Consider the following 24803-nt stretch of genomic DNA (forward strand, 5'->3'; position numbering starts at 1 on the left):
TAAATAGTAGGTGGGAAAATGGAATTTTACGATTTGGGTATTACCATTAAAGAGCTTAGAATTAAAAAAAATATATCACAATCCGAATTATGTCATGGAATATGTTCGCAAAGTCAAATTAGCAAAATAGAAAAAGGTATGATTTATCCATCTAGTATATTGTTATATCAATTATCAGAAAGACTTGGTATTGACCCAAATAATATATTTGCATTAACTCAAAACAAAAAGTTAAAATATGTAGAAAATGTAAAATGTGTAATAAAAGATTGCTTAAAGCAAAAACAATATAAAGAACTTTATGAAATCGTGAAAAAAGAGAAAGATGAAAAAAATTTCCAGGCAAAAGAAGATAAACAATTTCTCCTATGGCATGAAGCAATTGCTGTATTTGAGGTGAACAGATCCATAAAAACTGCTTTAAAGCTTTTAAATAATGCATTAAAACTAACTTTAACCAATGTTGATTTTTTATCAGAAAGAGAAATAGATATTATGCAGACAATGTCTATATTTTATGCGGAAAATAAAGAATATGATAAAAGTATTACTATATTAGGAAGATGTTTAACTAATTTTAATAAGTTAGATTTTCCGAGAGATAAAGCGATTAAATTAAAAATCATTTTTAATTTAGCGAAATGTTTAGGTATGACCTATCAATATGAAGAAGCGGTAAAATACATTGATAAGGGCATCAAATTAGCTATTAATCTAAATACTCTATACTTATTAGGTGAACTTTACTATTTAAAAGGATGGAATTTATTAAGATTTAAACAACAGAATGAAGAAGATATTGCAAATAACATGAAAAAAGCATTATTTATATTTGAACTAACAGAAAAAGAAAATCTGATAAAAATGGTTAAAGAAAAATATTTTGAAAACCAAACTGAAAAAAGCCACTCATAATACATTTGGAAATCACTTGAAATATAATAAAACCTACAGGGGAAATCCCTGTAGGTTTTACACTTATAAACTTGCTTCTAAAATATTAGTGTTTAATATAAATTTTTGAATAAGAGTTTACTTAGTGTACTTTTTATTTTGAAGTCTGCATCTTTATTAACAATTTATGCTTCTTTTTAATTACAACCAAATATTGTTAAACTTGAGATGATTCAAGTCGGAGGAAGGCACTTTGAGGTGTCTTTTTTTATGACCTTTATCATTAACTATTTAATGTTTTTTTAAATGATTACATGACATATTTTTTTTGTACCAAGCTTTGTTGATACAGTTAGACTTATCCGTTAGTGTATTCGTATTATTAGAACATCCTACAGTATTTAGGGAGAATGTGGCCAATAAAAACCATAATATTAATTTCTTCAAATAACCACTTCTAACTCTTTTTTAATTAACATTTTTTAAAATACTTATTAATTTTACATTACATTAAAGGTTGGAAAATATTCTTATACTCATAAATTGTTACGTTTTGGCGAGGAGAGGAATTATGAGTTATAGCAATTTTTAAGATGACTTTGGCCTAGGATGTAATTACTAAGAAAAGTAATTCAAATCGAAGGGAAAACGTCTTAAGGTGTCTTTTCCTTATTTTCAATTTACTTAGCGATTTTTACCGCACATACCCTTTTTTCTATGGTTTGTTCTTGTAATATTGTCTCTACAAGACAAAAAGAAAACTCCTCTAATTAAGAGGAGTTTTCTTTTTAGCGGTAGTTAATGAACTGTACGTCGATTGGTAAATCAGCGCTACGAACAGCTGCGATTACGGCTTGTAAGTCATCACGGCTTTTCGCTGTAACACGTACTTGATCGTCTTGTACTTGTGTTTTTACTTTTAATTTCATTTCTTTAATGATGTTGTTAATTTTTTTAGCGTTATCTTTATCGATACCTTGTTGAAGTGTTGCACGTTGGCGAACAGTGTTGCCAGTTGCAGCTTCAACTTTTCCGTAATCTAAGTTCTTAATTGGAACGTTACGTTTTACAAGTTTAGAAATTAAAACGTCTTTTACTTGGTCTAATTTGAACTCGTCGTCAGAAGTTAAAACTAGTACTTCTTTTTCTAATTTAATATCACTTTTACTTCCTTTAAAGTCATATCGGTTTTGGATTTCTTTTAATGCGATATTAATTGCGTTTGTTACTTCAGGTAATTCTACTTTCGAAACGATGTCAAAAGAACTATCTTTTGCCATAGTTAGCACCTCCAAATAAATTTCTAATCTTGTTATGTACTGTACATACTAAAGTATAGCTGAAAACGAGTCTAGACTTAAGTGTTTTCGTACTTATATTCATGGAACCTCATTTTATTATAGTGAATTTTGGGCAGTTGGACAAATACAGGAAAAATCATGTTATAATTAACTTTTGTTTGGAATGATAAAAAAGATAATTTTATATATATAGAAGGGAATTAAAAAATATGTATTTGCAAATAGGATCGATTGAACAGGTAACTGTTTTACGCGAAACGGAAATCGGATATATGGTTGGGAATGAAGAAGAAGAAATTTTCCTACATAAAAACGAAGTAGCTGGAGAAATTGAAGAAGGTGATACGATTGATGTATTCTTATACCTTGATCACCAAAATCGTATTTCAGCAACAATGAAGGAACCGATTATTACAACTTATGATTGGAACTGGGTAAAGGTTGTAGAAGTCATTCCTAGTTTAGGTGTGTTTGTTGATATTGGTGTATCAAAAGATATACTAATTCCAGCTGATGAATTCCCAATTTATATGCCGGTATGGCCAGAAGTTGGAGACGAATTATATTGTACGTTAAAATTAACGAATCGTGATCGTTTAATTGCTCTTCCAGCAAGAGATAGTGATATGCAAGAAATCGTTGTAGATGCGACACCATCTATGCGTAATAAAAACGTAAATGGACGTGTATATCGTTCGCTTCAAGTTGGTTCATTCGTACTAACTGATGAGCATTTCCGTGCTTTCTTACACCATACAGAAAGAAAAGAACAAGTCCGCATCGGTCAGCGTGTAACAGGACGTATTATTGACGTAAAAGATGACGGTACAATTAACATTTCACTTCTTCCTCGTAAAGAAGAAGGAATGGAAGACGATGCGGCAGTAATTTATGCATATATGGAAGAACGAGGCGGAGCAATGCCGTTTTGGGATAAGAGCCATCCGGAAGATATTAAAGAACGCTTTAACATGAGTAAAGCTGCATTTAAGCGCGCACTTGGTAAATTGATGAAAGAAGAAAAAGTTTACCAAGAAGAAGGTTGGACTTACTTTAAGAAATAAGATAGAAGATTAAAAAGCACAACCTTATTTAAAAAGATAAGGTTGTGCTTTTTTAATTTCCTTGCGGTGAAACAAGAGTAAACGTATCTTTCAAATCACTATCATTTATTTTAATATTTGCCTTTTTTAATTCCTCTTGTAACAATTTTTTGCTGAATACAGGATCAGCAGTACGTTCTTCCTCTAAGTTTTTGCGAATAGAGTCTTTCACTTCATCATAAGGCTTTAAAGCTTTTTTATCAGTTAATTTAATAACGTGATAACCGTTTGATGATTTTACGGGATTGCTAATTTGTCCAACATTTAGTTTGTAGGCAGCGGTTTCGAATTCAGGAGCCATTGTACCTGAATTGAAGTATCCAAGGTCTCCACCTTTATCTTTTGATAGCAGATCTTGTGATTCTTGTTTTGCTAATTCTTCAAATGAAGCACCAGCATCTAGTTTACTCTTTATTTCTTTCGCTTCATTTTCGTCACTTACTAAAATGTGACTCGCTTTAATTTCTGGCTTATAGTGGTCTTTTACGTCTTTTTCTGTAATGCTTTTCTTAATCGCTTCATTCATAGCAAGTTTGAACTTAATTTGATTTTTGAAATCCTCTTCATCTTTTAAACCATAATTTTCTAATACTTTTTTGAATTGATCTCCATATTGTTTTTTTACTTTTTCTACTTCTTTATTTACCTCTTCATCAGGTACTTTATATTTTTTTGTGATGACGTCTTGTGCCATCATTTCGTATAGCATGTCTTTTCCGTAACGATCTTTCAATTGTTTTTCGAAGTCGTCCTTCGTAACAGTCGAGTCTGTTGCTGTGGCGACTGTAGCTGAGCCGTTTTTTTGTCCGCAAGCAGATAGCATCAATATACTTATTAGTGCAGTAATAATGAAAATATGTTTCCCTCTCATGCCAACACCTCATCCGAATATGTTATCGCTATTGTAGAATATAGAAGTGAACATGAAGTGAATTTTTAATGTTTTTTCCTTTAAAATGTAAAAAAGTACATCAACATAATTGTTGATGTACGATGGAATCAAAGGTGATCGGTCTTTTTAGAGTATGCACGTTTACCTTGCTGAATATTTTTTTGCTCTTGCTCATTTTTTTGTGTGCGTTTTGCATTATTATCGCGTGCTTTTTTGTCGTTATCACTCGTATGTGGCATATGTATCAACTCCATTTCTAAACGTTGTACGTTTATCATTTCCTTTTTCGTAAAGACTATGTATAGCGGTGCATTTATGAAGGGTAAAGGTGGATTCGAAATGGATTTGAAGTTGAATTATACTGAACTTATAAAGAAGTTAATCGTTGTAATCATCGCAGGTTTATTAAACGCGATTGGGATGAATTTATTTTTAACGCCAGCGAAAGTGTATGCGAGCGGCTTTGCTGGATTGTCTCAATTATTATCACAAATATTAGGTGATTTTTTATCGATTCACATATCTACGGGAGTATTGTTTAGCTTATTTAATATTCCTGTCGTTATTTTAGCGTGGAAAAAGGTTGGAAAGGCCTTCACCTTTTTTAGTTTTCTTTGTGTTATATTTATGACTTTGTTTCTAGAAATCATCCCTGTTAGAGCGGTTTCGAATGATATCATATTAAATGCGATTTTTGGCGGGATTATTTCGGCAATTGGAGTAGGGATTGCTTTAAAGTGGGGTGCTTCTACAGGTGGATTAGATATTATCGCTATGATTTTATCAAAAATAAAAGATAAGCCTGTCGGTACATACTTTTTCTTTTTTAATGCAATTATCATTATCGCTGCTGGCTATGTATATGGATGGGAAAAAGCGTTGTATACGCTAGTGACTTTATATGTATCAACGAGAATTATTGATGCAATTCATACTCGTCATGTAAAGATTACAGCATTAATTGTTACGAAGAATGGGGCAGACGTAAGAAAGGCGATTCACTCGCGATTAGTAAGAGGGATTACAACGATACCAGCAACAGGTGCTTATACGAATGAAAATAAAGAAATGTTAATGATGGTTATTACCCGTTACGAGTTATACGAATTAGAGAGGATTATTAGACAAGTGGACCCAGGTGCATTTACAAATATATTGCAAACAGTTGGGGTGTTCGGATTGTTTCGGAAAGATTAAAGAGGACCAAAGTTGGTCCTCTTTTTTAATGTAAATTCGTAATGTTTTGCAATTGCTCTTGCATTTCACGGAGCTGAACTTTTTCAGCAGTTGAAGAGTTTGCGTAAGCGGATTGCAAAGCATTTTTTGCTCTATACACGAGATCTTGTTGCTCAGTACCGCTTGAACAAGATACGGCATTTTCAACAGCATCTCTAGCTTGTTGGAATAGTAAGTTCCCCATTTAAACCCCTCCAAAAGAAGAGTTACTTCTTGCTTTTTCTGCCTCAGCTAATGTACCTCTGTACGGGAATCTTGCATCATGCTTCATAACAGCATCGGCTCCTTGTTGGATAAAACGTTTTGATTTGTTCTTTTTACCCATTCGAAAAACCCCCTTTATTTAGCTGAAAACAATCGACGCGATGTCTCTTGCGTCTACTTATAGTATGGACATTTGGCAGGAAACTATAAGTAGGGAATTTTTAGATTACAACCCAAGAACCTCTTCTAAATATAAAGCGATACCATCTTCTTCGTTCGTTAACGTCGTATGGTTTGCGAGTGATTTTAATTCAGGGATGGCATTCCCCATTGCGATGCCGTGACCAGCAAATTCAATCATTTCAAAATCATTATCTTCGTCACCGAAAGCGATAATTCGCTCTTGTGGAATGTTGTAATGACTAGAAATTTTTTGTAATCCAACCGCTTTATTTAATCCGCTTTTCACAATCTCAATAATCGGCCAAGGTGCGCCCCATTTTCTATGATCGATTACTTCCGCGTGCATATCCGTTAAATGTTGACGAATTGCAGTGGAATGCTCGTCATGTGCATCAATTAATAAGCAAGTTGGATGATCGTTTAAAATATTTAATAAGTCTCCCGTAAAAATCTTAGGAGAGCCGAATTCGAAAATATGTTTTTTATCTTCATCAATTTCACGAACATACACATCGTCCATTACTTCCGCGTATATATTTTTTACGCCGAAATCAAAGCAAGCTCGTACAATTTCTTGCGCTGTTGCTAGCTCAAGAGGAGAGTGATGTGTTCCCCAGCTTGAATCAAGAGGATGATGTACGTAAGCACCGTTAAAGTTTACGATAGGTGTGTTAAGAGCAAGTTCTTTATAGTAATCATAACTAGCACGGAATGGACGTCCTGTTGAAATAACAACAATATGTCCCTGTTCCTTTGCTTTTGCAATTGTATGTTTCGTTCGAGTGGAAATTATTTTGTTGTCTGTTAATAAAGTACCGTCTAAGTCTAATGCGATTAAATGTTGTTTGTTCATAATTTCACCTCTTATAATAATTTTTTTGTATCTATCTGTATTTCCGTTTTTAATATGCAGAAATAAGAGGTTAGACCTGGTGAAATGACCATAGATGAAAATTTCACTATATATCCATCTTACGTCTCAAAGTGCTGCGGTGTCTACTATTTCTCGTTGGAAATTAAGAAAAGTCAACATCTTTTTAGAAAGTTCAAACAATGTTTCTTTCATTATGTACAAATTGTGAAAAGGGTTACATTGCCCGTGTGATGAGACTTATAATGAACATGTAATCTTCTCGTATATGTTTGACTCTCCTTTGAAACTAGCCTAGAGTAGGTTGGTTTCTTTTTTTTCTACAAGTAGGAAAGAAATCCCTGCTTACGCTTGTGTCATTCATATATATGTACAAGAACGAGATGTAGTACTGTTTCCTAAACATGACAGAAAAGCTTTCTTTTAAAATGGATATACTAATGAGGCAAAGACGTCATGGAAGGAGAATGAAAATGGGACAAAATCGCAGGTTTCGTTCTGGACAAAAAGCGCCAAATGATGGGGTTTATGTAGAAATTGGTGAAACGGGAAGTATGGTGAAAAATCCGCAAATGGTACAATTAACTGCCGGTGAAAAGTTTCCAGATAATACGAATCATAACCGTCAGTGGACATATAAAAGAAAACCGTAACAGAAGCCGCAATCTTTATTGCGGCTTTTTTGTCATGACACATTATAATTTCATTTACCGTACTGTTTTGAGCAGCGTAATGAATGTTCCTGTTTTCTTTTTCCAATAATAAGTTTGAAAATACATAGGCAAAATTATTGTATAAAAAAGTCAGTTGGCGTATAATCAAATCAAAGGTCAAAGAAAGTCAAACTTTTGGAGGGCTGTAAAGATGGACTTAAATCAAATGACAACAAAAACACAAGAGGCGATTATGAGTGCCCAATCTTTAGCGGTATCTCATCATCACCAAGAGGTGGATACTGTTCATCTATTACTTGCATTATTAGAAGAGCAAGATGGATTAGCAGTACGTATATTTCAAAAAATGAATGTTGATATAGAAGCATTAAAGCAAGGTGCTGAAAGTTTAATTAAAAAGAAACCTTCTGTAACGGGGAGCGGTGCAGAAGTTGGAAAATTGTATGTAACGAGCGCTCTGCAACAACTGCTTGTAAGAGCAGGGAAAGAAGCAGAAAAACTGCAGGATGATTACATTTCAGTAGAACATGTGTTGCTTGCTTTTTCTGAAGAAAAAGGCGATATAAATCAATTATTTACAAGATTGCATATTACGAAAGATAACTTATTACAGTCTTTAATGACAGTTCGGGGGAATCAAAGAGTGACGAGTCAAAATCCAGAAGCAACTTATGAAGCGTTAGAAAAATATGGTCGTGATTTAGTGGCGGAAGTGAGAGCAGGGAAAATCGATCCTGTAATCGGCCGTGATAGTGAAATACGACGTGTAATCCGTATTCTTTCACGTAAAACGAAAAACAATCCGGTTTTAATTGGGGAGCCAGGTGTTGGTAAAACAGCAATCGTTGAAGGGCTAGCCCAGCGTATTGTGAAAAAGGATGTACCTGAAGGATTGAAAGATAGAACGATTTTTGCGTTAGATATGAGTGCACTCGTAGCTGGTGCGAAATTCCGTGGTGAGTTCGAAGAGCGTCTGCAAGCTGTATTAAATGAAATTAAAAAGAGTGAAGGACGCATTTTATTATTCATTGATGAACTTCATACAATAGTTGGAGCTGGTAAAACAGAAGGAGCCATGGATGCAGGAAATATGTTAAAACCGATGCTTGCGCGTGGTGAACTGCATTGTATCGGGGCGACGACGCTCGATGAATATCGCAAATATATTGAGAAAGATCCAGCGCTAGAAAGACGTTTCCAACAAGTATTAGCAGAAGAACCAACTGTTGAAGATACAATTTCAATTTTACGTGGATTAAAAGAACGCTTTGAAATTTATCACGGTGTAAATATTCATGACCGTGCGATTGTAGCAGCGTCAGTTTTATCAAATCGATATATTTCAGATCGATTCTTACCTGATAAAGCAATTGACCTTGTTGATGAAGCGTGTGCAACAATTCGTACAGAAATCGATTCTATGCCAACAGAATTAGATGAAGTAACGCGCCGCATTATGCAGCTGGAAATTGAAGAAGCGGCTCTTGGAAAAGAAACGGATCGTGGTAGCCAAGAGCGTCTAAAAACATTGCAACGTGAATTATCGGATTTAAAAGAAGTTGCAAGTGGTATGAGAGCAAAGTGGGAGAAAGAAAAAGAAGACATTCACAAAGTTCGTGACTTACGTGAACATTTAGAACGTCTGCGTCGTGAATTAGAAGAAGCAGAAGGTAATTACGATTTAAATAAAGCAGCCGAACTTCGTCACGGGAAAATTCCAGCAATTGAAAAAGAGTTAAAAGAAGCGGAAGAAATGGGCGCGCATAATAAACAAGAAAATCGTTTATTACGTGAGGAAGTAAGTGAAGAAGAAATTGCAGATATTGTTTCACGCTGGACGGGTATTCCTGTTGCGAAACTCGTGGAAGGTGAACGCGAGAAATTATTACGCTTAGAGCAAATCTTATCAGAGCGTGTCATCGGACAAGAGGAAGCAGTAAGCTTAGTGTCAGACGCAGTTCTTCGTGCTCGCGCTGGTATTAAAGATCCGAACCGCCCGATTGGTTCTTTCATCTTCTTAGGACCAACAGGTGTTGGTAAAACAGAACTTGCAAAAACGTTAGCGCAGTCTTTATTCGATAGTGAAGAGCAAATGATTCGCATTGACATGTCTGAGTATATGGAGAAACACGCAGTGTCACGCTTAATTGGTGCACCTCCTGGATATGTAGGATATGAGGAAGGTGGTCAATTAACAGAAGCGGTAAGACGTAAACCATATTCCGTTGTTTTATTAGATGAAATTGAAAAAGCACATCCAGAAGTATTCAACATTTTATTACAAATGTTAGATGATGGGCGCATTACAGATTCGCAAGGTCGTACAGTGGACTTTAAAAATACAGTTATTATTATGACTTCAAATATTGGATCTGCTCATTTACTAGATGGATTAGAAGAAGATGGTTCGATTAAAGAGGAATCAAGAGATCTTGTAATGGGACAATTAAGAGGACATTTCCGCCCTGAATTTTTAAACCGTGTTGATGAAATTATTTTATTCAAACCTCTTACAACGAATGAAATTAAAGGCATTGTTGATAAAATTGTAAAAGAACTACAAGGTCGTCTAGCTGACCGTCACATTACAGTAGAATTAACAGATGCAGCAAAAGAATTTGTTGTAGAAGCTGGTTTCGACCCAATGTACGGAGCTCGTCCATTAAAACGATACGTACAGCGTCAAGTGGAAACGAAATTAGCACGAGAATTAATTGCAGGAACAATTACTGACAATAGTCACGTAGTTGTTGATGTAGAAAATAACGAATTAGTCGTTCATGTGAAATAAAAATAAAAAAGAGTTCGGATAAAATCCGGACTCTTTTTTTAGTGTTGTTCTACTGGCTCGTTTGGAATTGCAGCTGAAATTGCTAGTACTAACACAGCAAGAACAACTGAGAAAATAGACGCTTGGTTAAAGTCGTATGTACCGCCAGTCATAGAGCCGATTACATAGCTCATCATATGTACAAGTAAGAACGACCAAATTAATGCCCAAATGAAACGCATATTTTACACCTCTATTCGTTCAATCTGTCCTTATTGTAACACAATTGAAAAAAGAATATAGAAAAATATTTGTAGATTTTTCAACGCAAATTTGCATTCCGTTCATACATTATAAAAGAGTACTTTTATATGTTTAGAAAATAAGGCGGGGGAAAAATGAGTATTACGGAACGTTTTTTTTACTTAGAAAAAGAACCATGTGTCATTTATTTACCGGAGAAGCCAAATGGATTTTCTGTTATGCTCCTCGGTGATTATAACTACTTTATTGAGAATGGTACAAGTTTATGGACACAACATGCGGGTAAATCTTATTTTTTACATGGTCTTATTGAACAAGGCTACACGGTCTTTTCCTCTAATTTATACGGAAGACATTGGGGAAACGATCAATCTGTTCGTCTGGCAAAACGTTTATATGATGTTGTTTTGAGAAAAGAGACGTTAAATGCGAAAATGCACATTATGGCAGATGGTATGGGAGCGCTTGTAGCACTTGAAATGATGAACAAATATCCTGAATGTATTCGTTCTGTTGTTATGCTAAATCCGTGTTTGGATTTACCGGAATATGTAAGTTTTGAGAAAGAGCATAAATTTTTTTACAAGAGACTCGTGAAGGAATTAAGTTTGGCGTATGATGCCAAAGAAGAAGAATTAGAATCAAAAATAAATAAGAAATCATTTACGCTTCTTCCATCTTGTGTACCTGTTAAAATTTTCGTATCAACACAAGAAAAAAGAGGAAGAAAACAGCAGTTGCGTAGATATGAGAAAATGAGGCAACTAAATCAATGTGATACTTCTGTCTTGTTCCATCTGCAAGATGTGAAATATAAAATGGTTAGGCAAACGACTGATTTCTTTAAAAAATATGAAGAAGAATTATGAAGCTCCCATATACATAAATGAGGAGCTATTTGTTTCAGAGGGAAAGGGTTGGTGGTATGGAACGCGTGCTGATAATAGGTGCACTTACGTTTGTAGGTTATCACCTTGTAAATAAAATGATTGCAGAAGAAGTGGAAGTCTATGGTCTTGATTTTGATGAATTCGATAGTATGACCAAAATTAATGAAGAGAAGTTATTATTAATTGGGCGAAATGCGTTATTTACGTATTATTCGATAAGAGATGAAGATGGATGGAGATCGGTTGAGGAAGAGAGATTCGATACTGTTTATTTTTGCTTATATGAGCCAAATCAGCAAAGTGGATTTCGGAATGAAAGAGTCATATTACAATATTTAAAGCGAATTATAAGAATGTGTGAAGAACAAAAAGTGAAGTTAAATTTAATTTCTTCTATTGAAGTAGGCAGTACAGATGAATCCGAAAATAAGCGCCTATTTTTGAAAGTAGAAGAAGGATTGAAAAAAGGGAATTTACAATATAGTGTATTTCGAGTTCCAACATTATATGGACCGTGGCAACCGTCCTTTATGATGTTTCATCAGCTTATTTTATCAGAATTAGTTGAAAAAGAGTGCCGTTGTACGATTGAGGAAAAGGGGAATGATTTACTTTACGTTGAAGATGTATGTGAATACTTATGGGAACATGGAACGAACGGGGCGCATCTTGGTATATACAATTTACTTAGTGGTAAACAGTCATTATGGGAAAAAGGTATGAATCTTTTACGCGCGGATGATAAAGTAAATAAAAATAATAGCGAAGTAAGAGATGAGGCTATCGAAGTAATTTCGATAAAAAGAAATACTCCGTTAGAATACGGTTTAAATAAGCAACTGGCACACATGAAAAAATATAAAGAGTTATACGAAGGGTAGTACGCGTGTTACACTATTGTATGTGAAAGTTTTAATGGAGAGGAAGAGTATAATATGAACGAAAAAAGCATGCAGTTTTTACAAATCGCAATGAAGCATTTACCGGAAGCAAAGGCAATTTTAGATGATAATGGAATTGCACTTGATATGGAGAAGGCACAGCCGGTGTTAGAGTTGTTAATGAAAGTTATGAACGAAGCTTATGAGCTTGGGAAAGCAGATAAAGAATAAAAAGCATCTTTTTAAGATGGAAGAGAGGCCCGAACCGTGGATAGAAGCGGTCAGGGCCTTTTTTATTCTCGCCTGGGGGAAAACTAGAGATATGAATAGGATAAAGGAAAAGTAGTGAAGAGAACTCTCTAGTTTAGAAGAAAAGCAGATCAAGAATAAAATCCTTCTTTTTTGATGGAGGGGAGGCTCGAATCGTGAGTAGAAGCGGTTCGGGCCTTTTTATTTGGAATGAAACACGAAAAGGTATGATTCTGTTTCTTTTAATGAAAAATAAAGTGGATAATGCGTTAGCTTTCTGTTTTATGCGAAATATATTCTAGACAAAAATACATTTATGTTTTAAAATTAGTACCAAGTCATAATAATTGATATAAAACGGAGGGCTGCGATGTGAACGTGGGCATTTTAGGGATCGGAAGATATGTGCCAGAAAAAGTAGTCACAAATCACGATTTAGAGAAAATAATGGATACATCCGATGAATGGATTCGTACGAGAACGGGAATTGCAGAAAGACGCATTGCCGATGATACAATAGATACTTCATATATGGCCGTAGAGGCTGCGAAAAAAGCACTTGAAGATGCAGGGGTTAGCGGAGAAGATATCGATCTTATTTTAGTGGCGACAGTAACACCAGATCGTGCGTTTCCAGCAGTAGCTTGTGTCATTCAAGAAGCGATTGGAGCGAAACATGCAGCTGCAATGGATGTAGGTGCAGCATGCGCTGGTTTTATGTACGGAATGATTACAGCGCAGCAATTTATTCAAACGGGGACTTATAAAAACGTATTAGTAGTTGGTAGTGATAAGCTATCTAAAATTGTAGACTGGAATGATCGAAATACAGCGGTATTATTTGGAGACGGAGCCGGTGCTATCGTAATGGGAGCAGTTTCAGAAGGAAGAGGCGTTCTATCTTTCGAATTAGGAGCAGACGGAAGCGGCGGTAAGCATCTATATCAAGACGAGTATGTTATGATGAATGGCAGAGAAGTCTTTAAATTTGCCGTTCGTCAACTTGGTGAATCTTGTCTTCGCGTGCTGGATAAGGCTGGTCTTACAAAAGAGGATGTAGATTTCTTAGTACCGCATCAAGCGAATATTCGTATTATGGAATCTGCAAGAGAGAGATTAAATTTACCACAAGAAAAAATGAGTATGACAATTGAAAAGTTTGGTAATACATCAGCTTCTTCAATTCCGATTGCAATGGTAGAGGAATTGCAAAATGGACGTATTCAAGATGGTGATTTAATTATACTTGTTGGTTTTGGCGGCGGATTAACATGGGGAGCAGTCGCTCTTCGTTGGGGTAAATAAGGACTGAGAGAAAAAAAGGAGTGTATTTTGTATGGAAAAAAAGAGGGTCGTAATTACAGGACTAGGAGCTGTTACACCGGTCGGAACAGATGTTGAAACAGCATGGGAAAACATTAAAAAGGGTGTATCTGGAATCGGGCGACTTACAAGAATTGATCCAGAACTATTTCCAGCAAAAGTAGCAGCGGAAATTAACGACTTTGAAGTCGAGAAATATATTGATAAAAAAGAAGCGCGCCGTATGGACCGCTTTACACAATATGCAGTAGCAGCAGCGAAAATGGCAGTTGCAGATGCAAAGCTTGAAATTACAGAAGAAAATGGACCTCGAATTGGTGTATGGATTGGATCTGGTATTGGTGGTATGGAAACATACGAAGAACAATTTAAGATTTTTACTGAGAAAGGCCCGCGCCGCGTGAGTCCATTCTTCGTACCGATGATGATTCCAGATATGGCAGCAGGCCAAGTATCAATTGCAACAGGAGCAAAAGGAATTAACACTTGTTCTGTAACGGCTTGTGCATCTGGTGCAAACTCAATTGGTGATGCATTTAAAGCAATTCAGCGTGGTGATGCTGATGCAATGATTACAGGTGGAGCAGAAGCGCCGCTAACAAGTATGGCATTCGCAGGATTTAGCTCAGCGAAAGCATTAACATTTAATGAAGACCCAGCAACGGCTTGCCGTCCGTTTGATAAAAACCGTAGCGGTTTCGTAATGGGTGAAGGTTCAGGTATTTTAATTCTTGAAGAATTAGAGCACGCATTAGCTCGTGGTGCTCACATTTACGCGGAAATCGCTGGTTACGGTGCAACTGGTGATGCATTCCATATTACAATGCCTGCTCCTGGTGGTGAAGGCGGAGTGCGTGCAATGCGTCAAGCTTTAGCTGATGCAGGCCTACAGCCAGAAGATATTGATTACATTAATGCGCATGGTACAAGTACGGATGCGAATGAAAAATATGAAACGATGGCAATTAAAGAAACTTTCGGTGAGCATGCGTATAAAGTAGCAATTAGCTCAACGAAATCAATGACAGGTCACTTATTAGGAGCAGCTGGTGCTGTTGAAGCGATTTTCTCTATTAAATCAATTACAGACGGAGTAATTCCTCCAACAATTAACTATGAGACACCAGATCCAGAATGTGACTTAGATTACGTACCGAATCAAGCGAGACACCAAGAAGTAAATGCAGTATTAAGTAACTCATTAGGATTCGGTGGTCATAACGCAGTGTTAGTATTTAAATCGTATAAATAATAGATAAAATAAGGAGTTTTTCCGCATTATATTGCGAAAAAACTCCTTATTTATTTTTACGTCTTTTTCTCCTGTAGCATATACATAAGAAAAAGGAGGGATAAAGATGGGGATTGTTGAAACAGCTGAATGGCTACATTTATATTATGGACGGCCAGAGAAACTTTGTGAGAAATTTACGAAGTATATTCCGTTGCCAAAAGAAAGGTTGTATCGCTTTTTAATTTCAAAAGGGATGTATCGCCCGATCATGCGCGGGGAAAAGGAAATTAAAGAATTAGAGGAAAAGGAAATTTGGAAAGAGTTGAGCCTGGAGTATGATAAATTGAAAAATTGGTTGAAAGGTCCGGATGTCCCTGTCTTTATTTTATTATCAGATTCCTATAATCGAACTGTGCAAGAAGAGTATAACGGTAGGGCTGGATTATCTATGCGTCATGTTATTTTCTTATTCGTATGTGGACGGAATTCGGTAGAAGAATTAAAAGTGTTATTGGCGCATGAATACCATCACATATGCAGGTTACATCAAATTGAGACGAAAGAAACAGAATATACATTACTTGATACAATGATTATGGAAGGGCTAGCTGAGCAAGCAGTGACGGAAAGATATTCAGAAAAAAACAATGCACCGTGGACGGCGTATCTTTCAAAAGAAGAGGCTATTTATTATTGGAAAAATGTTGTACATGAAAGAATAAGTATAAAACGAGGAACAAGGGAACATGACATCTTATTAAATGGCTTTCACTCTTATCCGAAGATGCTTGGCTATGCGCTTGGATTTCATATTGTCAAAGATTGTGTAACTTTGGAAGGAGAAGATACACTTTCTTTATTATCTATAGATGCAAAAGAAATATTGAATAAAGCAAATACATTTCATATATAAAAAAACAGGGGCTCTATTTCCTGTTTTTTTTAGTATTAATAGAAGAAAAAATAATAATTAGAATATATTTCCTCAAGTGGAATAAAGTTAAGCAAAAATGAACATAATGATTGGTACAAACAGTAGTGAAGTGAGGGGTAGTGAATGTTATATCTACATGATGTATGGGTAAATTGGTTTGAAGGTGAAGAGAATGGGTATAACGTTTGTCATTTTTACGAATGGCGGAAAGATGATACGATTGAGCTATTAGATCAAGTGCCATTATTAAAAGTAGATGCCACATTATATCATTACATCGAGAACGAATTGTTAGAGCTTCCGCAAAAAATGCTGGAAGACGTACATCATAAGGCTTATATTCGTAAAAATCATGAACGTTTGCAGCAAGAGTATTGCTTTGTTATTACAGATGGAAAAGGAATTATTGCGATTGACACAATTGGTTACAATGTACCAATTCGCAAAAGCAGACTTATACCACGCCAAGAGCAGATGGTATATGAGATGGTAGAAAACGTACAAGCAGAAAAGTATGAGTTCCAAGTAGAAGAAACAGAAAAAGAACATCACATTTTATCACCATCGCCTTTCATTATGAATGGCTTGACTCGTAAAGAAAGACAGCTAAAACAATTATTATTTATGGCGTTAGATCAATTACATACAACGAAAAATACAGCAGAGATTCGCTATTGGTACACAGAGTGGGATCCATCAGCATATGGAACGGTTCAACATATGGAGTTCGAGGATATTTGGGCTAGACTGTATGATGAAGCGAAAGCTGGCTGGTCTGAGAAACATGAACAATTATGCGAGCGTCTCGTAAAAGGACAGCCATTTTTTGAAAAGTTATGGGAAATGGAAAATGAGCAAAAGGTAAATTAAAAAACCGCCAATTGGCGGTTTTTTTAATTTGTTGTAACTTAGCTTCGGCACGAAGGGCTAAATAGTCGCCTCCGCTTTATATAGAAATCCAGCTCCGGCTCCTAGCCCTTCGCGTCTAAGAACCTTCCCCACGAGAAGGTAAAAAGCACCTTCTGTGGGAAAGAACCTTAGCCGTCAGGGCTAAGCAGTCGCCTCCGCTTTATAAATTACCTACGTTTTCTGCTTAGTCCCATTGCGTTTTCTACTTTGCGTAGTTGTTTGAATGCAACGCGGTTTGCTTTTTCTGCACCTTTGTCTAGAATTTCGTCTAGTTCTGGTGAGTTGATTAGTTCGTTATATTTGTCTTGGATTGGACGAATTGCTTCTACGACTACTTGCGCTAGGTCGCCTTTGAAGTCGCCGTATCCTTTTCCTTCGTACATTGCTTCAATTTCTTCAACTGTTTTTCCAGAGAATGAAGAGTAGATTGTTAATAAGTTAGAGATACCAGGTTTGTTTTCTTTATCAAATTTTACAATACCTTCAGAGTCAGTAACAGCACTCTTAATTTTCTTTTCAATTGTTTTTGGCTCATCAAGCATACTAATCATTGATTTTGGATTCGGATCAGATTTGCTCATTTTTTTCGTAGGTTCTGTTAATGACATAACGCGAGCTCCTACTTTTGGAATACGAATTTCAGGCATTGTAAAGATTTCACGGTAACGTTTGTTGAAACGCTCTGCTAGGTCACGTGTTAATTCGATATGTTGCTTTTGATCATCACCAACCGGCACGATTTCAGTATTGTAAAGTAAAATATCAGCAGCCATTAATGGTGGATACGTAAGTAATCCAGCTGGAACTGAATCTCTACCAGAAGCTTTATCTTTATATTGCGTCATACGCTCTAATTCTCCAACGTAAGCAACAGATTGCATGATCCAACCTAGTTGAGCATGTGCTGGTACTTCTGATTGTACAAATAAAGTAGCTTTTTCAGGGTCAATGCCACATGCCACATAAAGTGCAGCAAGACTGCGGATGTTTTTACGAAGCCCGACGGGATCTTGAGGTACTGTAATCGCATGTTGGTTTACAATACAGAAATAACAGTCGTGTTCATTTTGAAGCTCTGTAAACTGCTTCATGGCTCCTAAATAGTTTCCAAGTGTAATCGTTCCACTTGGCTGAATACCAGAAAAGATAACTGACATAAGTAATTCCTCCTAAAATTGAATGCGTGATGGGGGAAGAGAAGGCAAACAAAAAAGCCCATTCATCCCAAAAACTATAGGGACGAATGGACCGCGGTACCACCCTAATTATTTCACTACTGTGAAATCTCTCTAATCCATAATAACGTTTGGATATAACGCCAAAGCCTACTACTTTCGGTTCGGTTTGGTGCTCAAAAGCCCATTCCATACTGTACAATTACTTGTTCACACCGACCACAAGCTCTCTGAAATTGCCTCAATATGTACTCTTCTTTATCATCGCATACATATAAATTTATTTATTGTTACTTGAGCTCTTTTAATATGAAAGAACTAAAGTTTTATAACAAAATGTTTTGCTGATTATTATATCATATGGGATAGTGTTTGCAAACTACATCAAAATAGTAAAGCTAATAAGGGTCGAGAACAACCCAAGAACGATACCTGTAATACAAATTGGATATGTCCATTTGAATGAATATGTTTTATAAATACGTTCTTTCTTATCTGTAGGTTCCTCGACTTCTTCAATTAAAGAGTCAATCTTTTTATTCGTACCAAATACTCTTTGGAATGCGTAAATGGTTACATTGAAAAAACCATTTTGAAATATGTATAAAAAACCGCCGATAAGAATAAAAAACAGTGCAATATAAAACAAGATGTTGACAAAATTCAACAAAAATTGCGATGAAATGAGGAATGCGCCAATACTAGAAGCGATTATCGCTATGAAAATTAGTATACAAGTATGAAAAAAAACTTTATTCAAAATGTTCCCCTCCGTCAAAATATTACTAGAATTATTATACTATAAAAGCTATAATATGTACTAGAATTAATTTTTTGAAAATTATACGCAATTAAAGGTCTGATTTCAAGATGATGGTATCAATGTTAACGTATCCCTTTACAAAAAAATAAAAATATAAACATTTTATTAAAAATTTTAACAAAAAAACAAAAAACTATATTCACAATTGTTATATTATATGTATAATGAAAATTGTAGAAACTTGGAGATTATTCTTTCAATTCTACTTTTTAACAAGTGAGGGTACAGGAAGTGCAAGTAGGGGAGGCAACACAACATGAAGAAAAAGATACCGTTATTAGTTGCATCGACGTTGACAGTCAGTATGCTAGGGGCTTGTAGTTACCAAAAAGAGGACAATAAAGCAGGCGCAAAAGAAAAATCCTCAAACAAACAAGTGTTAAATTTAACCGAAACAGCTGAAATTCCAACTATGGATACGACGTTATCAACAGATGCAACATCTTCTAACATCATGAATAATACAATGGAGGGATTATATCGTCTGGGGAAAGATGATAAACTTGTTCCAGGTGTCGCAAAATCTTATGAGAAATCAGAGGATGGCAAAAAGTATGTATTTAAATTACGTGAAGATGCGAAATGGTCTAATGGTGAACCTGTAACAGCGAAAGACTTCGTTTATTCTTGGAGAAGAGCTGTAGATTCAAATACGGGTGCCAAGTTTGCTTACATACTATTTGATGTTAAAAATGCGGAGAAAGTTAACAAAAAAGAATTACCAATTGAAGAACTTGGTGTAAAGGCAATTGATGATCATACACTTGAAGTGGAATTAGATAACCCTGTTCCTTATTTTGTAAGTTTAACAGTCTATCCAACATTGTATCCTTTGAATGAGAAGTTTGTAACAGAACAAGGAGCAAAATTTGGATTAGAATCCAATACGACACTTTATAATGGTCCATTCGTATTAAATGAATGGAAGCATGAACAAAGCTTCCAACTTAAGAAAAATCCAACGTATTGGGAAAATAAAGAAGTAAAACTTGAAGAAATAAACTTCAATATTGTTAAGGATCGTTCAACTGCTATAAATTTATATGAAACGAAAGCAATTGATCGTGTAGTGTTAACATCAGAGTTTGTAGATAAATACAAATCAGATGCTGATTTCAAAACGATTAAGAGGCCATCTACACAATTTATTCGCTTAAATGAAAAGAATAAATTTTTAGCAAATAAAAATATCCGAAAAGCAATTGCAATGTCCTTTGAACGTGAAAATATCGGAAAAGTTATCTTAAACGATGGTTCAGAGGGGATATATGGTTTTGTTCCGAAAGGCTTAGCAAAAGGTCCGAATGGAAAAGACTTCCGTGAAGAGAACGGAAAGCTTATAAAAGAGGATATTAAAGAAGCTCAAAAATATTGGGAAGCTGGTAAAAAAGAACTTGGTGTAGAGAAAGTAGAGTTAGAGCTATTAAACTTTGATACTGATGATGCTAAAAAAATCGGAGAGTATTTAAAAGGCCAATTTGAAAAGAACTTACCAGGTCTAACAGTTCCGACAAAAATGCAGCCATTTGCACAAAAATTAAAACTTGAAGCAAGTGGAGATTATGCGATGTCGTATGCAGGATGGAGTCCAGATTATATGGATCCAATGTCATTCCTTGAAATGTATACAACAGGTAATGCGCAAAACAAAGTAAATTACGCAAATTCAGCGTATGATGATTTAATTAAAAAAGCAAAAACAGAAGTTGATGTACAAGCTCGCTGGGATGCACTATTAAAAGCGGAAAAACAACTGCTTGAAGATGCTGCGATTGCTCCAGTATATCAACCTGGAAAAGCATATTTACAACGTGGCTCAATTACTGGCCTATTAGAACATAAATATGGCGGAGAATTTAGCTATAAGTGGGTTGAACTCAAAAATTAAAAATGGTTTCCATCATGAATAAGGGTATATGCCTATGATGGGCATATGCTCTTATTTTAAAAAAATAAAAGTAAGAATATTTTAAACTATCTTATTGCTTTTGAGAAAAACGGGGAGGTGCTTGACTATGGGACGTTATGTATTAAAACGTTTCGTGTACATGGCTTTGACATTATTTTTAATTACTACGCTGACTTTCTTTTTGATGAAATTACTTCCGGGTTCTCCGCTTAAAAATCAGGAGAAGCTATCACCGGCACAAAAAGAAATCATTCTTGAAAAATATGGTTTAAATGATCCAGTACCAGTTCAATATGCACGTTACTTAGGTAACTTAGCAAAAGGTGATTTAGGGGTATCATTCCAATATGATAACCGTCCAGTAACAGATATGATTGTGGATCGCATTGGACCATCAGCACAGCTTGGTTTACAAGCGATTATATTAGGAACATTTATCGGTTTAATTTTAGGAATCGTTGCGGCACTTCGTAACAATACATGGGTCGATTATGGAGCGACAATTATTTCCGTACTCGGGATGTCGGTACCATCATTCGTATTCGCCGCTTTACTACAATATTTCGTAGGGGTAAAACTTGGTTGGTTCCCAGTAGCGTTCTGGAAAGGACCAGAGTTTACAGTAATGCCTACAATTGCTTTATCGATGGCAGTTATTGCAACAATCGCACGTTTCGCTCGTGCCGAGTTAATTGAAGTTATGCAAGCCGATTACATTTTAACAGCAAAGGCGAAAGGGATTAGCCAAGGCGTTATCATTATCAAACACGCACTTCGTAACGCGTTAATTCCAGTAGTAACAATTTTAGGACCAATGGTTGCAGGTTTAATCACAGGTACATTAGTTATTGAGCAAATTTATGCTGTACCAGGACTAGGGGAACAGTTCGTTAAATCTATTACAGTGAATGACTATACAGTTATTATGGGAACTACAATTTTCTATAGTGCAATCTTCATTTTAGTTATTTTCATTGTCGATATTTTATACGGAATTATTGATCCTCGAATTCGTTTAGCGGGAGGGAAAAAGTGATGAAAGATGTACAAAAATTATCTCCAGATTTATTTCAACAAGCCAATCAAAATAATGTGGATAATGAAGTCATTGCCCGTCCAAGCTTAACGTTTTGGCAAGATGTAAGAAGACGTTTGTTCCAACATAAAGGCGCGATGTTTGGTTTCGTATTATTAAGCCTTATTATATTACTAGCAATTTTTGGACCGATGGTAAGTAAACACTCGTATAAAGAGCAAGATTTAGGTCGTGCGAAAATGCCACCGAAAATTCCTGTTATTGAAAATGTTCATTGGTTACCATTTGACGGTACAGATCAATATGGTGTTAACCAATATGAAAAACGTGATATTAAAGAGTATTTCTGGTTTGGTACAGATGATCTTGGTCGTGATTTATGGACAAGAACATGGGAAGGTACACGAGTATCATTATATATCGCTCTTTTAGCAGCAGCAATTGACTTAGTAATTGGGGTTGCATACGGAGGTATTTCAGCGTTTTATGGCGGCAGAGTAGATAATATTATGCAACGTATTATGGAGATTATTAACGGTATTCCATACTTAATCATCGTTATCTTAATGGTAATCATTATGGGATCTGGTATATGGTCAATTACACTCGCAATGGCAATTACAGGTTGGATAGGGATGTCGCGTATCGTTCGTGGACAAATCCTGAAATTAAAAAACCAAGAATATGTGTTAGCATCTCGTACATTAGGTGCAACAAATACACAATTAATTGTAAAACACTTAATCCCGAACGTAATGGGACCAATTATCGTAATGACAATGTTTACAATTCCAACGGCGGTGTTTGGTGAGGCGTTCTTAAGCTTCATCGGTTTAGGTATTCAGCCACCATTCGCGTCACTTGGTTCTCTTGTAAATGACGGTTATAAATCTATTCAAACGTATCCGCATATGATGTTCATCCCTGCGGTTGTCATCAGTATATTAATTTTAGCGTTTAACTTAATGGCAGACGGATTACGCGATGCGTTAGATCCAAAAATGCGTAAGTAAAAGAGGGGAGAGGCAAAGATGAAAACATTGTTAGAGGTAAAAGATTTACAAGTCTCCTTTGATACACATGCAGGTGAAGTACAAGCTGTACGCGGCGTTACTTTTGATTTGAAAAAAGGAGAGACATTGGCGATTGTAGGAGAATCTGGTTCAGGGAAATCAGTTACTTCTAAAGCGTTAATGGGATTAATTCCGAATCCTCCTGGACGCATTAAAAATGGTGAGATCGTATTTGAAGGTCGTGACTTAACGAAATTAACAGAAAAAGAAATGCAGCAAGTACGTGGTAAAGATATCGCGATGATTTTCCAGGATCCAATGACATCATTAAACCCAACGATGACAATTGGAAATCAAATTATGGAAGGCCTTATTAAACACCAAGGGATGAGTAAAGCAGACGCACGTAAAGTTGCTTTAGAATTAATCGACCTTGTAGGTATTCCAAATCCAGAAGCTCGTTTAAAACAATATCCTCACCAATTCTCAGGTGGTATGAGACAGCGTGTAGTTATTGCGATGGCGTTAGCTTGTAACCCGAAATTATTAATTGCCGATGAGCCGACAACAGCGCTAGACGTTACGATTCAGGCACAAATTTTAGAACTTATGAAAGACATTCAGCAAAAAACAGAAGCGGCAATTATTTTCATTACGCATGACTTAGGTGTAGTAGCAAACGTTGCTGACCGAGTGGCAGTTATGTATGCTGGTAAAGTTGTTGAAATTGGAACTGTAGATGAAATTTTCTATAATCCGAAACATCCATATACTTGGGGCTTAATCGCATCTATGCCAAGTTTAGATGGCTCAGAGGAAGAGTTATATGCAATTCCTGGAACGCCTCCGGATTTATTAAAGCCGCCAAAGGGTGATGCTTTTGCACCACGTAACCCACAGGCACTAAAAATTGATTTTGAAATGGACCCACCTTTATTTAAAGTAAGTGATACACACTATGCGGCAACTTGGTTACTTCACGAGCAAGCTCCAGAGGTAAAACCGCCGGCAGTCGTTGAAAAACGTATTCTTCAAATGAAAGCAGGTGAACAACATGACTAAACAACGTGAGAAATTAATTGAAGTAAAAAATGTAAAGCAGCACTTCGACGTGAGTGGTGGTGTTGTCAAAGCGGTTAATGATATTTCATTTGATATTTACCGCGGAGAAACATTTGGTCTTGTAGGAGAATCAGGTTGTGGTAAATCAACTACTGGAAGAACGATTATTCGTTTATATGATGCAACTGCTGGTGAAGTATTGTTCGATGGTGAAAACGTACATGGTAAGAAATCACGCGCAGAATTGAAGAAATTCAACCGTAAAATGCAAATGATTTTCCAAGATCCATACGCATCATTAAATCCTCGTATGACAGTAGGGGATATTATCGCAGAAGGTATTGATATTCACGGATTAGCGAAAAGTAAAAAAGAGCGCATGGACCGTGTTCATGAACTATTAAACACAGTTGGTTTAAATAAAGAGCACGCGAACCGTTTCCCGCACGAATTCTCAGGTGGACAACGTCAGCGTATCGGTATCGCTCGAGCGCTTGCTGTAGAACCAGAATTTATCATTGCGGATGAGCCGATCTCAGCACTTGACGTATCGATTCAGGCGCAAGTTGTAAACTTACTGAAAAAGCTACAAAAAGAAAAAGGTCTAACATACTTATTCATTGCCCATGATTTATCAATGGTAAAATACATTAGTGACCGCATCGGTGTAATGTACCGTGGTCAAATCGTTGAGCTAACAACAAGTGAAGAGTTATATGCGAATCCAGTTCATCCATATACGAAATCACTATTATCAGCAATTCCGCTACCAGATCCAGATTATGAGCGCAATCGTAAACGTATCGTATACGATCCATCGCAGCATGATTACGGTAGCGAAGTGCCAACAATGCGTGAAATTCGCCCAGGACATTTCGTACTATGTTCTGAAGCAGAGTATAAGAAATATAAAGAGATTTATCAATAATAAAAAAAGCCATTCTTCCATTAAGGAAGGATGGCTTTTTTCTAT

General features: G+C 36.0%; 26 protein-coding genes and 1 other annotated feature. Of the genes, 17 read left to right on the top strand and 9 right to left on the bottom strand.

The window, feature by feature from the left end:
* Positions 1 to 18 precede the first annotated feature (18 nt).
* Positions 19 to 915: a helix-turn-helix domain-containing protein gene (locus tag MHH27_RS06265; protein WP_000397875.1), complete on the top strand. Its 897-nt coding sequence runs from the start codon at positions 19 to 21 to the stop codon at positions 913 to 915.
* Positions 916 to 1682: 767 nt separating this feature from the next.
* On the opposite strand, the gene MHH27_RS06270 is transcribed toward MHH27_RS06265, so the two are convergent.
* Positions 1683 to 2174, bottom strand: a complete 492-nt coding sequence (locus MHH27_RS06270; RefSeq protein ID WP_001040146.1) for a YajQ family cyclic di-GMP-binding protein — start codon at positions 2172 to 2174, stop codon at positions 1683 to 1685.
* A gap of 230 nt (positions 2175 to 2404) precedes the next feature.
* On the opposite strand from MHH27_RS06270, the gene MHH27_RS06275 reads away from it, so the two are divergent.
* Entirely contained in the window at positions 2405 to 3259 is an 855-nt protein-coding gene (locus tag MHH27_RS06275; protein WP_000281265.1) for a CvfB family protein, read from the top strand.
* Between the two features lie 52 nt (positions 3260 to 3311).
* Here the strand turns inward: MHH27_RS06275 and prsA are convergent, their stop codons facing one another.
* Both prsA and MHH27_RS06285 read right to left on the bottom strand, forming a co-directional pair.
* On the bottom strand, positions 3312 to 4169 hold the full coding sequence (gene prsA / locus MHH27_RS06280; RefSeq protein WP_097987120.1) for a peptidylprolyl isomerase PrsA: 858 nt from the start codon (positions 4167 to 4169) through the stop codon (positions 3312 to 3314).
* A gap of 128 nt (positions 4170 to 4297) precedes the next feature.
* Positions 4298 to 4429 carry a DUF3941 domain-containing protein gene (locus MHH27_RS06285; RefSeq protein WP_001120851.1) on the bottom strand — a complete coding sequence of 44 codons (132 nt, stop codon included), beginning with the start codon at positions 4427 to 4429 and terminating at the stop codon, positions 4298 to 4300.
* A gap of 100 nt (positions 4430 to 4529) precedes the next feature.
* Between MHH27_RS06285 and MHH27_RS06290 the strand changes: the two genes are divergently transcribed.
* A complete protein-coding gene (locus MHH27_RS06290) occupies positions 4530 to 5387 on the top strand; it encodes a YitT family protein (RefSeq protein WP_000364432.1) in 858 nt (285 codons plus the stop codon).
* A gap of 25 nt (positions 5388 to 5412) precedes the next feature.
* Here the strand turns inward: MHH27_RS06290 and MHH27_RS06295 are convergent, their stop codons facing one another.
* The 3 genes from MHH27_RS06295 to MHH27_RS06305 all read right to left on the bottom strand — a co-directional run bounded on the left by MHH27_RS06295 (position 5413) and on the right by MHH27_RS06305 (position 6666).
* Entirely contained in the window at positions 5413 to 5610 is a 198-nt protein-coding gene (locus MHH27_RS06295) for a DUF3813 domain-containing protein (RefSeq protein ID WP_000527407.1), read from the bottom strand.
* A complete protein-coding gene (locus MHH27_RS06300; RefSeq protein ID WP_000516816.1) occupies positions 5611 to 5751 on the bottom strand; it encodes a hypothetical protein in 141 nt (46 codons plus the stop codon).
* Between the two features lie 105 nt (positions 5752 to 5856).
* Complete coding sequence (locus MHH27_RS06305; protein ID WP_001041231.1) at positions 5857 to 6666, bottom strand: Cof-type HAD-IIB family hydrolase; 810 nt, start codon at positions 6664 to 6666, stop codon at positions 5857 to 5859.
* 491 nt (positions 6667 to 7157) lie between these two features.
* On the opposite strand from MHH27_RS06305, the gene MHH27_RS06310 reads away from it, so the two are divergent.
* Together MHH27_RS06310 and clpB are read left to right on the top strand one after the other, a co-directional pair.
* Positions 7158 to 7337 (top strand): YjzC family protein, encoded by a 180-nt coding sequence (locus MHH27_RS06310; RefSeq protein WP_016082481.1) that lies wholly within the window; start codon positions 7158 to 7160, stop codon positions 7335 to 7337.
* A 211-nt stretch (positions 7338 to 7548) separates the two neighbouring features.
* Positions 7549 to 10149 (top strand): ATP-dependent chaperone ClpB, encoded by a 2601-nt coding sequence (clpB, locus tag MHH27_RS06315; protein ID WP_340941955.1) that lies wholly within the window; start codon positions 7549 to 7551, stop codon positions 10147 to 10149.
* Between the two features lie 38 nt (positions 10150 to 10187).
* Here the strand turns inward: clpB and MHH27_RS06320 are convergent, their stop codons facing one another.
* Positions 10188 to 10370, bottom strand: a complete 183-nt coding sequence (locus tag MHH27_RS06320) for a YjzD family protein (protein ID WP_001211116.1) — start codon at positions 10368 to 10370, stop codon at positions 10188 to 10190.
* A 156-nt stretch (positions 10371 to 10526) separates the two neighbouring features.
* Between MHH27_RS06320 and MHH27_RS06325 the strand changes: the two genes are divergently transcribed.
* The 7 genes from MHH27_RS06325 to MHH27_RS06355 all read left to right on the top strand — a co-directional run bounded on the left by MHH27_RS06325 (position 10527) and on the right by MHH27_RS06355 (position 16773).
* The gene (locus MHH27_RS06325) at positions 10527 to 11261 is read left to right on the top strand and encodes a hydrolase (protein ID WP_000028691.1); all 735 of its coding nucleotides are present in this window, start codon (positions 10527 to 10529) and stop codon (positions 11259 to 11261) included.
* 29 nt (positions 11262 to 11290) lie between these two features.
* A complete protein-coding gene (locus MHH27_RS06330) occupies positions 11291 to 12163 on the top strand; it encodes an NAD-dependent epimerase/dehydratase family protein (protein WP_001986101.1) in 873 nt (290 codons plus the stop codon).
* 54 nt (positions 12164 to 12217) lie between these two features.
* Entirely contained in the window at positions 12218 to 12394 is a 177-nt protein-coding gene (locus MHH27_RS06335; protein WP_001986215.1) for a ComZ family protein, read from the top strand.
* A 390-nt stretch (positions 12395 to 12784) separates the two neighbouring features.
* Positions 12785 to 13717, top strand: coding sequence for a beta-ketoacyl-ACP synthase III (fabH, locus tag MHH27_RS06340; protein ID WP_001100533.1), 933 nt, complete (start codon positions 12785 to 12787; stop codon positions 13715 to 13717).
* A 31-nt stretch (positions 13718 to 13748) separates the two neighbouring features.
* Positions 13749 to 14987, top strand: coding sequence for a beta-ketoacyl-ACP synthase II (gene fabF, locus MHH27_RS06345; RefSeq protein ID WP_000412656.1), 1239 nt, complete (start codon positions 13749 to 13751; stop codon positions 14985 to 14987).
* Positions 14988 to 15093: 106 nt separating this feature from the next.
* Positions 15094 to 15882, top strand: coding sequence for a DUF2268 domain-containing protein (locus MHH27_RS06350; protein ID WP_053565023.1), 789 nt, complete (start codon positions 15094 to 15096; stop codon positions 15880 to 15882).
* A gap of 144 nt (positions 15883 to 16026) precedes the next feature.
* Complete coding sequence (locus MHH27_RS06355; protein WP_340941958.1) at positions 16027 to 16773, top strand: YjbA family protein; 747 nt, start codon at positions 16027 to 16029, stop codon at positions 16771 to 16773.
* 206 nt (positions 16774 to 16979) lie between these two features.
* On the opposite strand, the gene trpS is transcribed toward MHH27_RS06355, so the two are convergent.
* Together trpS and MHH27_RS06365 are read right to left on the bottom strand one after the other, a co-directional pair.
* Positions 16980 to 17969 carry a tryptophan--tRNA ligase gene (gene trpS / locus MHH27_RS06360; protein WP_000110982.1) on the bottom strand — a complete coding sequence of 330 codons (990 nt, stop codon included), beginning with the start codon at positions 17967 to 17969 and terminating at the stop codon, positions 16980 to 16982.
* Positions 17970 to 18044: 75 nt separating this feature from the next.
* Positions 18045 to 18261 (bottom strand) — a binding site (T-box leader).
* 105 nt (positions 18262 to 18366) lie between these two features.
* Positions 18367 to 18747 carry a DUF3899 domain-containing protein gene (locus tag MHH27_RS06365; RefSeq protein ID WP_001044985.1) on the bottom strand — a complete coding sequence of 127 codons (381 nt, stop codon included), beginning with the start codon at positions 18745 to 18747 and terminating at the stop codon, positions 18367 to 18369.
* Between the two features lie 319 nt (positions 18748 to 19066).
* Between MHH27_RS06365 and MHH27_RS06370 the strand changes: the two genes are divergently transcribed.
* The 5 genes from MHH27_RS06370 (at position 19067) to MHH27_RS06390 (ending at position 24758) form a co-directional block, all read left to right on the top strand.
* Positions 19067 to 20698 carry a peptide ABC transporter substrate-binding protein gene (locus tag MHH27_RS06370; RefSeq protein WP_053565022.1) on the top strand — a complete coding sequence of 544 codons (1632 nt, stop codon included), beginning with the start codon at positions 19067 to 19069 and terminating at the stop codon, positions 20696 to 20698.
* A 127-nt stretch (positions 20699 to 20825) separates the two neighbouring features.
* Complete coding sequence (gene opp3b, locus MHH27_RS06375; protein ID WP_000534165.1) at positions 20826 to 21755, top strand: oligopeptide ABC transporter permease; 930 nt, start codon at positions 20826 to 20828, stop codon at positions 21753 to 21755.
* Positions 21752 to 22768 (top strand): oligopeptide ABC transporter permease, encoded by a 1017-nt coding sequence (gene opp3C / locus MHH27_RS06380; RefSeq protein WP_340941960.1) that lies wholly within the window; start codon positions 21752 to 21754, stop codon positions 22766 to 22768. Before opp3b ends, opp3C begins: the two co-directional genes overlap by 4 nt.
* An 18-nt stretch (positions 22769 to 22786) precedes the next feature.
* Entirely contained in the window at positions 22787 to 23830 is a 1044-nt protein-coding gene (locus tag MHH27_RS06385; RefSeq protein ID WP_000854346.1) for an ABC transporter ATP-binding protein, read from the top strand.
* On the top strand, positions 23823 to 24758 hold the full coding sequence (locus MHH27_RS06390; RefSeq protein WP_016082471.1) for an ABC transporter ATP-binding protein: 936 nt from the start codon (positions 23823 to 23825) through the stop codon (positions 24756 to 24758). Before MHH27_RS06385 ends, MHH27_RS06390 begins: the two co-directional genes overlap by 8 nt.
* The last annotated feature ends 45 nt before the right edge of the window (positions 24759 to 24803 follow it).

It is taken from the genome of Bacillus sp. FSL L8-0152, from assembly GCF_038006365.1.
In the GTDB taxonomy this organism is placed as follows: Bacteria; Bacillota; Bacilli; order Bacillales; family Bacillaceae_G; genus Bacillus_A; species Bacillus_A cereus.